The 12423-nt window shown below is 75.0% G+C and carries 15 protein-coding genes; 2 read left to right on the top strand and 13 right to left on the bottom strand.

What is annotated here, in order from left to right; translation table 11 throughout:
- The first annotated feature begins 78 nt into the window (after positions 1 to 78).
- A complete protein-coding gene (locus AC5L3Z_RS10585) occupies positions 79 to 918 on the top strand; it encodes a Rieske (2Fe-2S) protein (protein WP_494841384.1) in 840 nt (279 codons plus the stop codon).
- Positions 919 to 1041: 123 nt separating this feature from the next.
- Here AC5L3Z_RS10585 and AC5L3Z_RS10580 read toward each other — a convergent pair whose 3' ends face one another.
- From AC5L3Z_RS10580 to AC5L3Z_RS10525, 12 genes are all read right to left on the bottom strand, one after another.
- The gene (locus AC5L3Z_RS10580; RefSeq protein ID WP_494841383.1) at positions 1042 to 2238 is read right to left on the bottom strand and encodes a LysM peptidoglycan-binding domain-containing protein; all 1197 of its coding nucleotides are present in this window, start codon (positions 2236 to 2238) and stop codon (positions 1042 to 1044) included.
- A gap of 15 nt (positions 2239 to 2253) precedes the next feature.
- Positions 2254 to 2685, bottom strand: coding sequence for a hypothetical protein (locus AC5L3Z_RS10575; RefSeq protein ID WP_494841382.1), 432 nt, complete (start codon positions 2683 to 2685; stop codon positions 2254 to 2256).
- The gene (locus tag AC5L3Z_RS10570; RefSeq protein WP_494841689.1) at positions 2682 to 3158 is read right to left on the bottom strand and encodes a TadE/TadG family type IV pilus assembly protein; all 477 of its coding nucleotides are present in this window, start codon (positions 3156 to 3158) and stop codon (positions 2682 to 2684) included. Before AC5L3Z_RS10570 ends, AC5L3Z_RS10575 begins: the two co-directional genes overlap by 4 nt.
- Positions 3155 to 3589 (bottom strand): TadE family protein, encoded by a 435-nt coding sequence (locus AC5L3Z_RS10565; RefSeq protein WP_494841381.1) that lies wholly within the window; start codon positions 3587 to 3589, stop codon positions 3155 to 3157. Before AC5L3Z_RS10565 ends, AC5L3Z_RS10570 begins: the two co-directional genes overlap by 4 nt.
- A gap of 107 nt (positions 3590 to 3696) precedes the next feature.
- Positions 3697 to 3888 carry a hypothetical protein gene (locus AC5L3Z_RS10560; protein ID WP_494841380.1) on the bottom strand — a complete coding sequence of 64 codons (192 nt, stop codon included), beginning with the start codon at positions 3886 to 3888 and terminating at the stop codon, positions 3697 to 3699.
- A 28-nt stretch (positions 3889 to 3916) separates the two neighbouring features.
- Positions 3917 to 4777, bottom strand: coding sequence for a type II secretion system F family protein (locus AC5L3Z_RS10555; RefSeq protein ID WP_494841688.1), 861 nt, complete (start codon positions 4775 to 4777; stop codon positions 3917 to 3919).
- Entirely contained in the window at positions 4777 to 5676 is a 900-nt protein-coding gene (locus AC5L3Z_RS10550; protein ID WP_494841379.1) for a type II secretion system F family protein, read from the bottom strand. Before AC5L3Z_RS10550 ends, AC5L3Z_RS10555 begins: the two co-directional genes overlap by 1 nt.
- Positions 5677 to 5790: 114 nt before the next feature.
- The gene (locus AC5L3Z_RS10545) at positions 5791 to 7329 is read right to left on the bottom strand and encodes a TadA family conjugal transfer-associated ATPase (RefSeq protein WP_494841378.1); all 1539 of its coding nucleotides are present in this window, start codon (positions 7327 to 7329) and stop codon (positions 5791 to 5793) included.
- Between the two features lie 20 nt (positions 7330 to 7349).
- Positions 7350 to 8150: a CpaE/TadZ family protein gene (locus AC5L3Z_RS10540; RefSeq protein ID WP_494841377.1), complete on the bottom strand. Its 801-nt coding sequence runs from the start codon at positions 8148 to 8150 to the stop codon at positions 7350 to 7352.
- Positions 8151 to 8152: 2 nt separating this feature from the next.
- Positions 8153 to 8803 carry an SAF domain-containing protein gene (locus AC5L3Z_RS10535; protein WP_494841376.1) on the bottom strand — a complete coding sequence of 217 codons (651 nt, stop codon included), beginning with the start codon at positions 8801 to 8803 and terminating at the stop codon, positions 8153 to 8155.
- Positions 8800 to 9711, bottom strand: coding sequence for a hypothetical protein (locus AC5L3Z_RS10530; RefSeq protein WP_494841375.1), 912 nt, complete (start codon positions 9709 to 9711; stop codon positions 8800 to 8802). The genes AC5L3Z_RS10535 and AC5L3Z_RS10530 overlap by 4 nt, the downstream gene beginning before the upstream one ends.
- A 17-nt stretch (positions 9712 to 9728) precedes the next feature.
- Positions 9729 to 10190 (bottom strand): hypothetical protein, encoded by a 462-nt coding sequence (locus AC5L3Z_RS10525; RefSeq protein ID WP_494841687.1) that lies wholly within the window; start codon positions 10188 to 10190, stop codon positions 9729 to 9731.
- A gap of 629 nt (positions 10191 to 10819) precedes the next feature.
- On the opposite strand from AC5L3Z_RS10525, the gene AC5L3Z_RS10520 reads away from it, so the two are divergent.
- Positions 10820 to 11563, top strand: coding sequence for a prepilin peptidase (locus tag AC5L3Z_RS10520; RefSeq protein ID WP_494841374.1), 744 nt, complete (start codon positions 10820 to 10822; stop codon positions 11561 to 11563).
- A 159-nt stretch (positions 11564 to 11722) separates the two neighbouring features.
- Here AC5L3Z_RS10520 and AC5L3Z_RS10515 read toward each other — a convergent pair whose 3' ends face one another.
- The gene (locus AC5L3Z_RS10515) at positions 11723 to 12406 is read right to left on the bottom strand and encodes a phosphatase PAP2 family protein (RefSeq protein WP_494841373.1); all 684 of its coding nucleotides are present in this window, start codon (positions 12404 to 12406) and stop codon (positions 11723 to 11725) included.
- Positions 12407 to 12423 lie beyond the last annotated feature (17 nt).

Below are 12423 nucleotides of genomic sequence, written 5' to 3'. Positions count from 1 at the left end.
GACCGGGCGGCGGAATTCGTACCCGCCGCCCGGTTTGCGACCGGAGCTGCCGGGAAGTCGGGGAAGGTGCGAGCGCTGATGAACAAGATCGAGCAGAACGCCGCGCTGGACCCGGCCGGTGACCGGCTCCAGCGGGCCGTCCAGTCGACGCTGCGCGGGCAGCGGGTCCGCGACCTGCTGCACGGGGTCTGGCTGGGCCATCCGCTGCACCCGGCGATGGTGCAGGTGCCGGTGGGCGCGTGGATCAGCGCCGCCGTGCTGGATCTGCTGCCCGGTCAGCGGCGGGCGGCGACCACCCTGGTCGGCCTCGGTACGGTGAGCGCACTCCCGGCCGCCGTCGCCGGGCTGAACGACTGGGCCGCCCTGGCCCGGGACCAGCGCCGGGTGGGGCTGGTGCACGCCGCCTCCAACTCGGTCGCGCTGGTGTTCTACGCCAGCTCGCTCGCCGCCCGGCTGCGCGGCCGGCACGGCATCGGGCGGGCGCTGGCGTACCTGGGGTTGAGCGCCGCCAGCGCCGGGGCGTACATCGGCGGGCACCTGGCGTACAAGCAGGGCGCGCAGGTCAGCCAGAGCATCTCCGAGCTGCACCGGATGTCCGACGAGTGGAAGGCGATCGCCGACCTGGCGACGCTGCCGCAGCGCGAGCTGCTCACCCGCGAGGTGGACGACGTCTCGGTGATCCTCTACCGGCACGGTGACGAGGTCACCGTGATGCTGGAGCGCTGCCCGCACCAGAGCGGCCCGCTCGGCGAGGGCGAGGTCCAGGAGATCGGCGGGCACGCGTGCGTGGTCTGCCCGTGGCACGGCTCCGCGTTCCGCCTCAACGGCGGCGAGGTCGTGCACGGCCCGTCCGCCAACGACCAGCAGATCCTGCCCACCCGCGTGGTCGACGGGGTGCTCCAGACCAAGCTGCCCTGACCGGCTCCCGGCGCCCCGGGCCCGACACCAAGATCACGCTCGAACCAGGAAAGAGTGGCCTCCACGCGACGGGAGGCCACTCTTTCCTGGCAACAGCACGATCATGAACGAGGCGTGCGGGCGTCAGTCGCGCCGGTGGCGGCCGGTGATCAACTCGCGGGCGGCGGTGACCCGGGCCGGGCGGCGCCGCAGCCCGAGCACCGCGCCGATCTGCGCCCCGACGATGCTGGCGACGGCGAGCACGGCCGAGACGGCCAGCGGTCGGTTCATCCCGTCCTCGCCGCCGGCCCGGGCCGCCCCGGCGCTCATCGCCGGGGGCTGACCCGCCGGTCGTTCCACCCGCGGCTTGACCGTCTGCGGCGCGGGCTGCTGCCCGGCGTCGGTCGGTCCGGCCTTGCCAGGAGTGGACGGGCCGGCCTTCCCCGGGGTGGACGGGCCCGCCTTCCCGGGCGTTGCCGGGCCGGCCGGCGCCTTGCCCGGCGTGGTCGGGGTGACCGTCCGGGGGTGCGGGGACGGCTTGCGAGGCGTCTCGGGCCGGATCACCAGCCGGCCGGCCGCGTGCTCCCGGGCACCCCCGTCCCGCGCCTGCGGGGGCAGCTTCAGCAGCTGACCCGGACGGATCTCGTCCGCGTCACGCAGCCGGTTCAGCTTCGCCACGTCCCGGTAGCGGTCGAAGTCGTCGAGGTACCGCTCGGCCACCTCGCCCAGGTAGTCACCCTTGGCGACCCGGTAGACCGGGGGGGCGGTCGCCGGCTGCGGCCGGCCCGTCTCTGCGGTGGTGGCGGCCCCCGGCAGAGCCGTCCCGGCGGTGGTGGCGACCTGCGGCAGGGCCGCCGCCGGCCGCGCGTTCGCCGCCGCCGCGCTGGCCGAGGCGGGCTGGATCATCGCCGCCGCGCCGGCCGGGGCGGGCTGGGCCACCGCCGCCGCAGCGCTCGCCGCCGGGCTGACGGCGAGGATCAGCGCGACCGAACCGACCAGTGCCGCCGCCGCCCGCTGCTGCCGGCGCATCCCGGGCAGCCGCGGCGCGGGCCGCCGCGCCGCCTGCGCCCCCAGCTCCACGAGTACGGAGAAGGCGAACGTCGCCCAGCCGACCCAGCCGACCACCGCCAGCGCCCGCAGGAAGAGCTGCCCGTCGTCCCGGCTGGTCAGCGCGGTGCCGACCTCGGACAGGGTGGGTAGCTGGTCCGGCAGCGGATTGCCGGCGAAGGCGAGCAGCGCCACCGGCGCCCCGGCCAGCAGCGCGACCAGGACGACCAGCGAGCCGAAGCCGGTGAGCAGCTGTCCGGTGCGCCGGGCGGCGGAACCCCGCGGTGTGGTCATGGCGGCCTTCCCTTCCTACGGTCTGTCGGTCAGTGCGCGTGCGGTGGCCGTACCGGAGACGGTGACGGTGCGGTCCATGCCGAAGAGGCCGAGCATGTGCCGGCGGTAGACGACGGTCACCCGGACGGTGATCTGCTTCTCGTCGGCCACCACGGGGAAGGTCACCCGGTAGCCGGTGACGTCGGCGTTGTCGTCGAGGTACTGGGCGACGGCGGCGCGGGCGCCCGACTCGTCGATCACCTTGGGGCGGCCCTCGATCGCCGCCGCCCGGTCGATCACCTGGCCGCCGCTGCGGGCCGCCTCGGCGGCGAGGTCGTCGGCCCGTTGGAGGGTGCGCAGCTGACCCGCCCCGTCGTACGCGACGCCGATGATCATCAGCACGCCGAGCATGGTGACGGCCAGGAAGAGACTGACCCGGCCCTCGTCACGAGGGCGGCGGGCGGTCATCGCCGGCTCCGGTAGCGGTCCAGCGGGGAGGCGAAGGTCGCCTCGACGCGCTTCGTCCCCGACCAGCCCGACAGCCCCGGGAAGCGGATGTCGTTCAGGGAGACCGCGCAGCTCACCCTGACCCAGACGCTGACCGGCTCACCCAGCGGCCGGCGGAACGCGGCGGCCACCGACACCCGGTCGTCGGTGGCGGTCGACCCCCAGACGGAGACCTGCGGGGCACCCGTGCAGTTCAGGCCCCGCCAGTCGAGCTGCCGGCGGGCGGCGTTCCGGGCGGCACGCTCCGCGGCACCGGCGCTGCGGGAGATCGACGCGGCCCGGGCGGCGTCGTGGGCCGCGGCCTCGACCGCCTCGTCGGCCACCGCCACCCGGCCGGTCACCCCGGCCAGCACCATCAGGGCGATGAACGCCGGGGCCAGCACGGCCACCTCCACCGAGACCGAACCCCGGGTACGACCCGGCGCGGCGCTCACGGGTTGGTCCACCGTTCGGCGGTGCCGTGCGCGGTCTGCCGTACCCGGAAACTGACGCCCGGGACGACGGACAGGGACCGGCCGGTGACCGTGCAGGTCACCTCGGTGTCGCCGGCGACGCACCGGGACCTCCCGTCGACCAGCCAGTCGCCGGCGGTCCGCAGGAACCGGTCGGCGCGGTCCTCGCCGGCGCCGGGGGGCGCCTCGAGCACCCGCTGCGCGTTCACCCCGCTCTGTGCGGCGTTCAGCGCGGTGGACCGGGCCACGAACCAGACCGCGACCTGGACCGAGGCGAAGAGCAGCACCAGCACCGCCGGCATGACGACGGCCAGCTCGACGGGGTTCGCGCCCCGGTCCGTACCCGCGTCGGTGAGCCGGCGGCGGACGGCCCGGACGGCGGCGCGCAGCCCGCGCCCGGCGCGGGCCGCCACCCGACGCGGCGTGGCCGGGCCCGGTGGCGGTGCGTCCCCGCGCGCACGCCGGGGCCGGGCGATGGGGGTCGCCCGGTCCCGGCGCGCAGCCTGCGGGAGGGTGCGGATCACTTGTTCGGGATGCCGTTCATCCAGGTCTCGGCCTTCGTCTTGACCAGGACGGTGACGGCGATCCCCGCCGCCACCAGGCCAGCGATGATCACCGCGGTCGGCACCGGGCTGTCCCCCCGCTCCGCCTCGCGGCGCAACTCGGAGAGACGGGCGACCGTGGCGACGTAGAGGAACGTGACGAGTTGCATGGCGGAACTCCTTTTCGGGGTTGGTGGATCACAGGCGGGCGACGAACGGATAGAGGACGAAGCCGAGCAGGACGAAGACCAGCAGCGAGCCGGGAATGTCGAGCCGGCTGGTGATCCCCTCGGCGCGGCTCAGGTTGTCGGTGCGGATCTGGTCGCGCAGCGAGTCGGCGCGGCTGCGCAGGGTCTCGTGCACCTGCGCGCCCTCGCTGCCGGAGGAGCGCATGATCGCGCCCACGTCGCCCAGTTCATGGATGCCGATCCGCTCGGCCAGCTCCTGCAGCTCGTCCCACGGCGAGTGCATCTGCATCTGGGCGATCCGCAGCGACTCGCGGATCCGGTCGAAGACCCAGCCGTCGCAGACCGCCGCGGCCCGCTCCAGCGACTGCACCGGGCCGTGCGCGGCCGACAACTGCAACGCCACCAGGTCCAGGTAGGTGCAGATCGCCTGGCGGAACTCCTCCCGGGCGGCGTCCGCCCTGGTCAGCACCGCGCGGTGAGCCAGCAGCGCGCAGACCAGCGCCATCCCGACGCTGCCCAGCACGGGTACGGCCAGCGGCAGCGGCACCCCGGCCAGGAAGAGCACCGCCGAGAGCACGGTCGGGACGGCCAGCCCCAGCAGGGCGGAGAGCAGCACCGAGAGGGCGTACTGCTCGGGGGTCCGGTCGATCAGGGCGAGCTGTCGGTGCGGCGGGCGCAGCCAGCGGGAGAACCCGCCCAGCCAGTCGGCGCTCCGGCCGCCCGCCACGGCGGTGCCGGGCGGCTGGTGCAGCCGGCGAAGGGCGGGGGCGAGCGCCGGCGCGGCCGGCAGCGCCTCCCGGACCGCCAGGAACAGGCCGAGGCCCACCGCCGCCCCGCCGAGCACGGCCATCGCGAGCTGCCAGTTGAGGATCACGCGACCGCCTCCTCGGGGTCGGGGGCGGGCAGGAAACGGGCCGGCGGCGGAGGCTGGCTCATCGACCGCACCCAGACCAGCAGCCCGACGAAGGCCACGCCGAGCACCGCCATCACCAACTGTCCGAAGGCGGTCCCGTACGGCCGGATGTACTCGGTGTTGACCAGCCCGTACGCCAGCACGGCCAGGGTCATCCCGGTGAGGAAGCGGACCGCGAACCGGGGCTGGGTACGCTTCGCCTCCACCTCGCGCCGGGTGGCCACCTCGGCGGCGGCGGCCGAGGCGATCGAGCCGAGCACGTCGCCGAGCCGTTCACCCCGGTCGGTCAGGTGCAGGATCAGCGCGGCCACCACCTGGTCGCAGACCGGGTCGCCGATCTCGTCAGCGAAGGCGAGCAGCGCGGTACGGGCCGTCCAGCCGGCCTGGAGGCGGGCGGCCAGCAGCCGCACCTCCTCCTCGATCTCCTCCGGGACGCTGGTGATGGTGCCGACGATCGCCTGCTGGAGGCCCTGGCCGGTGGCCGAGACGTCCTTCAACCGGCGGGTCCACTCGCCGACCGCCTCGATCCGGGCGATCGCCCGCTCCTCGGCCCGGCCCACCGAGAAGAGCCACGGGGTGCCCGGCACCGCGACCGCCACGATCAACCCCACCACCGGCAGCCCGGTGAGCAGGAACGCCAGTGCGCCCGCGACCACCGCCGCGCCGAGCAGCAGTTGGTGGCTGCGCTGCTCACGGCGGCTGGTCCCGGCGCCGAGCCAGAGCCGGCGCAGCCCCTTCCCGCTGGACGCGGCCGGCCGGGCGGGGGTGCCGGTGCCGGCCAGCGCGGCCACCGCCAGCACCAACCCGGCGACGCAGGCCGCCCCGGAGACGAGGGCGATCAGTTCGAGATCGGTCACGGGACCATCTCCGTTCGCGGCTGCGGGGCTCGCAGGGTCGGCTCACTCCTCGCGCTCACGGGGCCATCTCCGTTCGCGGCTGCGGGGCTCGCAGGATCGGCTCACTCCTCGCGCTCACCGGCGCACCGCCGGGCTGAGGCGCGTGTGCCGGGGGCGGCGCCAGGCGCCGGCGCCGGCCTCGATGAACCGGGTGAGCAGCCGGGCGTCGTAGCCGACCCGCAGCAGTTGGGCGCGGATGCGTTCCGGCAGGTGGCGGGGGACCGCCCGGCCGTCCGGGCCGGGACCGAAGACGCTGGTGGTGACGATCCGGTTGCCCTCACCCACCCCGATCACCTCCTCCACGTGGGAGACGAACCGGTGCTTGCGGCCGCCGATCGCGGTCTCGTCCTCGACGGTGACGTAGACGATCAGGTCGAGCGCGTTGCCGGCCATCCGGCGGGCCTGGTCGACCGTCATCTCCCGGCCGTGGGCCAGGGCCAGCTCGATGATGCGTTCGCTCACCCCGGCCGGGGTGCGGGCGTGGATGGTGCACATCGACCCACGGCTGGTGGTCATCGCCTGGAGCATCGGCACGATCTCCCGGGACCGCACCTCGCCGACGATGATCCGCAGCACGCCCATCCGCAGCGACACCGGGATCAGGTCGGCGATGCTCACCTCGCCCGCCGGTCGCCCGTCCAGGCCACGTTCGCCGTGCCCCTCCCGGGACTCGAAGCTCATCACCGCCCGGTGCTTGCGTCCGCGCCGGGCCGGCAGCAGCTCCCGGCTCTCCTCCAGCAGCACGTACGGCTCGTCGGCGGGGATCTCGTCCATCAGCGCCCGGATGACCGTGGTCTTCCCGGCCCCGGCCAGCCCGGCGACCATGATGTTCAGCCCCGCCCGCATGGAGGCGCGGAGGAAGTCCCGCAGCAGCGGGTCGATCATCTCGTCCAGGTCCGGCCGGGAACCGGTGATGTCCTCGAGGCTCACGTCCAACGTGTTGTGCTTGCGGATCACCGCGTACGGGCGGTGGCTGACCAGGAAGACCGCGGCGAGGCGACTGCCGTCCGGCAGTTGCAGGTCGAGCGTCGGCTTCGAGGTGGAGAGCGAGCGTTCGGTGGCGCCGGCCCGGCGGGCGGCGGCCTGGAGGATCTCCACCAGCTCGTCGTCGCTGTCGGCGATGGGTTCGATCCAGTCGACGCCCCCGCCGTGCCGGGTCACGCGCACCTGGTCGCAGCCGAGGATGTGCACCTCCTCGATGGTGTCGTCGACCAGCAGCGTCTGGAGCCGTCCCAGGCCGACCAGCTCGGCGGTCACCTGGTCCAGCAGGAGGCGTTCCTCCTCGGCGGTGAGCGGCGTGCCGGCGCGGCGCACCGAGTCGGCGTACCTGGAGACGACGGCGACGGCGAGCCGGGCCCGCTCGACCTCCTCGGCGTCCGCGTCGAACTCCCGGCCGCGCTGCCACTGGGTGAGCCGTTCGCTCAGCTCCCGGCGCAGCTCGCGGACCACCGCGAAGTCCACCCGGGGTCGGGGCGGCGGGGCGGGCGCCGGTGGCGTGGCCGGCGGCGGCGCCGGCACGTGGTGCCGCCCGTTCGGCGGGGCCAGCGGTGGCATCGTCGAGGTGGCGCCCGGGTGCTGGCCGCGCGGATCGTGGTGGACCGGCTCAAAGCGCATGGTGGGCCTCCGTGGGCTGTTCAGACCGCATCCGGCACCTCCTGCGCCGCCGGCCAGGCCAGCCGGGCCCGACGGCGGTCCAGCAGCGCCCGGACCGGCACCTCCAGCGCGCCGGCCGCGCGCATCAGCGGCCGTCCGGCGCGCACGGTGCCGCCCAGGCTGAGCACCTCCGCGGTACGCCGGTCCTCCGGCAACTTGGCGATCACCGGCACCCGCAGCGCCTTGCTGATCTCGCCCTTGCCGTGACCGTCCCCGACCACCAGCAACCGCAGCGTGCCGGGCGGCACCCGGTGCTCGACGAAGTCCCGCTCGATGGCGCGGATCATCGACCGGGTCGCGGAGAGGTCGGGCAGTTGGGCCCGGGTGACCAGCAGCACCACCGCGGCGGCGCGCAGCACCGGCCACGGTGGGCCGGCCACCTGGAGCCGTCCGCAGTCGACGATCACGTCGTACGGTGGTTGGCCCTTCTCCAGGTCGCCGAAGAAGTCGGCGAACCGCTGCCACAGCGGGGTGACGCTGCCCGCCTGGGCCGGGTCGACCACGCCGGGCAGCAGCAGCCGCTCCCGCTTCGGCGCGTCCAGGTCGACCAGTTGGGACCAGAACGTCGACTCCAGGCTGCCGTCGCGCAGCTCGCCGACGGCCAGCTCGCCGAGCCCGCGGGGCCCGTCGAGCGCACCGCCCAGGTAGCCGGCGAGGATCGTGCCGCCGGACGGGTCGCACTCGGCGAGCACCAGTCGCCGGTGCCAGGTCAGCGCGCAGGCCAGCGCGGTCGTGGTGACGCCGGGGGAGCCCTTGGCCGAGACCAGCGCGATGATCGCCATGCTCAGGCCGCCTCGGTGAGGACGAGGGCGATCCGTTCCTGCGCGGCCAGCACCACCACGGCCGGCACGTCCCGTACGGGCAGTGCCAGGTAGACCACCACGTCGTCGTTCTCCGGGGTGGCCGTGTCGATCACGGTGCCGGTGAACCGGGTGCTCGGCGTCGGGTCGTCGGTGTCGTCACCGGGGGTGCTCACCAGCAGCACCTTGTCGCCGGGGTGCAGTTTGCGGGCGGGCACCTGGGCCGGCGTGAGGCCCAGCGCGATCTGCTGCTGCCCCGGGCCGAGCAGCGGCGCGTCGGTGAGCTGCGCCATGGTCAGCAGGGTGCCGGGGGTGAGCGAGACGGCGGCCCGCTTGCCGACCACCTCGTCGAGCCGCTTCGCCGGCACCGGGGCCAACCCCCGACCGCCGGAGACCTGCACGGTGACCAGGTCGTCGGCGCTGAGCTGCCGGCCCACCTCGACCGGGCGGGCGACCGCCAGGTAGCTGCCGGTGGCCTTGACGGAGGTGACCGCGAAGGCCGCGCCGAGCCCGCCCAGCGCGATCAGCAGCACTGCCAGGCCGAGCAGGCCGGGCCGGGTCCGGCGCTGCCGGACCACCCGGGGCGGGGCGACGGGCGCGTCGATCGGGGTTCCGTTGCGTGTGGCCAGGCTCATCGGGCAACCACCTGTAGCTCGTCGATGTCGATCGGGACGGTTCCGCTGGTCCGGGTCTGCGGGATGACGCCGCTCTCACCGCCGCCGGACCAGGTCACCGACCAGTACGTGGTGGCGCTGACCCGATAGGTGTCGGCCCGGTCGTAGCCCCGGTCGTAGCCGCAGTCCGGCGAGGTCTTCCCGGCGCGGGGCCCCTTCGGGTCGTACGGGGTGCCCTCGTCGGTGCAGGTGACCTTGACGCCGTTGCCCATGGTCCAGACGATCCGGTCGACCTTGGCGGTGATGTCCACCCGCAGGCCGCGGTCGGAGTCCCAGGCGTGGATCGGGCCGAAGTAGTTCCGGCCCGGGCTGGCCCACATCCAGACCGGCAGGCCGACCAGGCCGGGGCCCTTGCTGCGCCGGGGCGCCACCGCCACCCGGGGCGGGAGCAGCTTGATCGAGGCGAGCGCGCGGCGGGCCAGCTCCTCCGGGTCGGGCGGGGCGCCGAACCCGGCGGGCGGGCCGTCGAGCAGCACGAGTACCTGGGTGCCCAGGTCGCCGCCGTTGCAGGTCTGGACGTACCACTGCTTGCCCTCGGGGGCGTCGCGCTGCGGTTCGGCGAGCTTGTAGTAGCAGCCGTCACCGTTGTTGAACCAGCCGAGGAACTCGTTGTAGCAGGGCAGCGGCTTGCCGTTCCACTGGCACTTGGGTGCCGCGCCCGGGCCGCCCGGCCCACCGGGGCCGTCGTCGCCGCCCGGGTCGCCGGGGATGCCCGGGTCCTCGTCCCAGACGTTGCAGTCCTCCTGCCCGATCGGGCAGTTGCGGCCCGGGTCGGCGGCCGAGGCGGGCAGCGGCGCGACGACGGCGACCAGCAGAGCCAGCAGCGTCCCGGCGAGCAGCCGGCGGGGCGTCCCGGGCCGGGCCGGCACGCGCCCTCCTCCCCGGGTCAGCACGGCTGGTCCTCGTGCCCGGCGCCGGTGCTGATCAGCCAGCGGCCGTCCGGATACCGGGTCGCGGTGGCGGTGGCCAGGTGGCGGCTGCCGCCGGAACCGGGCACGACCCGCTGGTCCTTGGCGTAGACCAGCCGGTAGGCCGTGGCGTCCAGGCAGTCCTGGATCTGCACGGTCGGTGGGACGGAGTCCAGGCTGACCGAGGTCACCGCCGGGTCCGAGCGCAGCGTCCCGGTCCGCATCGCACCGTGCCGCCGGGTCTCGTTGATCGCCATCCGTACCCGGGTGAGCAACGGATCGGCCAGGAAACGGGTCAGCGCGGGATGCCGGGGATCGCTTTTCCGGCTCGCCTCGCGGGATGCCTCCAGATAGCCGGAGTACGCGGCGAGCGCCGCTTTCTCCGCCTTTCGCTCGGCCTCGCTCGGCCGCTGCCCGGCAGCGTCCGCGCGGGGCGCCACGGCCGGGGTGGACGTCTCCGCGGCGCTGCCACAGCCGGCGGCGGAGCCGACCGTCACAGCGATGACCAGGCAGGTTGTCCATCGGCGGGATTGCCGTGTACGCACGCCGTGCCCTCCTCGGTGTTACCCGGGGGTCACCGGCGCGGCGACCTCCGGGCATGCGACAGCGCGCCCGGATGATGATGTCCGGGCCTGAATGTGGTGCTGGCGCATTTACCTGTGCGGATCTTTGACGAAATGTGGAACCCGATGTCTGTGATGGCCTCCGACGCGTCATGGCGGGGGTTGCGTCGTACCCAAGGGGCGAGCATAGGCTGACGTCCGCCGATGCAACAGAGGCAATTCAACCGAACACTCTCAGTGATGAGTGGAGGTGGCCGGGCGTGGTTGACGTCCCGAGCGGCGGGCCGGTGCCCCTGGCGGCGCCCGCGCCGCAGGCCGGTACCGCCGATCGGCCGGACCCGGGTGCCGGTCCGGCCGCCTCAGGAGGCGAAATGGGGTCCGTCGATGCGGCTCGCCCGATCCGTCCCCCTGGGCCGAAGACCCGGGGGGGGCGCGGGTCGGCCACCGCGGGGTCGGCCGAAGGGCACCCGACCGACGTCGACGCGACGCGGGATGATCACACCACGATGATCGGAAAATCACCCTCCGTGTTCCTGCTGACCCGCCTCCTGGCCGTCGTGATCGTCGCCCCGCTGCTCCGGCTCGCCGTCGCCCGGTACGCCGTACCCCCGGGTGCGGCGCCCCGGACCGCCTGCGACGGCTGCGGTACGCCGATCGGCCTCGGCCACCCGGGGCTCGGACCGGCGGCCCGCTGCCCGGCGTGCGGGGCGCGGATCGGGGCACCGCCCGCCACCGTCGAGTTGGCCCTGCTCGCGGCGCTGGCGGTGCTGCTGTTCGTCGGCGGCGGCCTCGCGGAACGGGCCGCGCTGGCCTGGTGGCTGGGCTGGGCGGTCCCGCTCGGGTTGGTGGACGTGGCCGTGCACCGGCTACCCGACCGGTTCACCTGGCCGGCCGCGCTCGGCACCTGGGCGCTGCTCGGGATCGCCGCGCTGACCGGGGCGGGCAGCGGCCCCTGGCTGCGCGCGTTGGTGGCCGGGGTGGCGCTCGGCGCGGCGTTCGCGGCCACCACCCTGCTGCTGGGGCGGCGCGGCTTCGGGCTGGGCGACGCGAAGCTGGCGCTGGGCGTCGGCGCGCTGCTCGGCTGGTACGGCTGGCCGGTGCTGCTGGCCGGGCTGGTGCTCACCTTCGCGCTGTCGGCGGTGGTGAGCCTGGGACTGCTGGCGGCCCGCCGGGTCAGCTGGACCAGCCACCTCCCCTTCGGCCCCTTCCTGATCGTCGGCACCGCCGCCACCCTCGTCCTCGCCACCTGACCCTCGCCCGCCCTGACCCTCGCCCGCCCTGGCCCGGGCCCGCCGTGGCCCGGGCCCGCCCTCGCGCCGGCCCGGCCCGCCGGGCACCTTCCCGGGATGCGGCGTGTCGGGGTGTCTCCAGGCCGGGACACCCCGACACGCCGCAAACGGGGTCGATCTTCAGCGCTGGGCGGCGTTGGACGGCGGCGGGCGGCGTCGGGTCGACGACCAGGGGGACGGGTCGGTGGCGGTCGGCGCCGAGGGGGACGGGGTGGAGTGGGCCGCTTTCCAGCGGCGCAGCGGCTCGGCGAGCGGCCGGGCGGCCAGCGGGGTGGCGACCGCCGCGACCAGGGCGCCGAGGAGCAGGCCGGCGCCGACGTCGTGCGGGTAGTGCACCCCGACGAAGACCCGGGAGAGCGCGGCGACCAGCGCCAGGACCGCCGCGACCAGCCCGAGCCGGCGGGAGAGGAGCAGGGTGGCGGCGGCGAGCGCCCCGGCGATGGTGGCGTGGTTGCTGGGGAAGGACCAGTCGCCCGGGGGTGGGCACCGGGCGGCGACGATGTCGATCGCGCCCCGGCACGGCCGGTCCTGGTCGAAGACCAGTTTCAGCCCCTCGCTGGAGGCGTACGCCAGGACGACGGTGACGGGCGCGACCAGCGCCACCGCCCGTTGCCGCGCGCCGCCGTGGCGCAGCCGGGGCGCGGCGGCGAGCAGGAACAGCGCACCGAGCAGCAGGATCGCCCCCTCGGTGAAGTGCCCCGCGAACCACTGCACCGGGCCGGGTGCGGAGTCGGCCACCTCGACGAAGTCGCGGTACCACTGCTCGCTGATGTCGGGAACGTCCGTCGTGCCGGTATGCACCATCACTCACCTCACCAAAT

Source organism: Micromonospora sp. LZ37, from assembly GCF_059359015.1.
The sequence above is the reverse complement of the archived record's forward strand: the minus strand, read 5'-3'. Positions and strand labels throughout refer to the sequence as shown.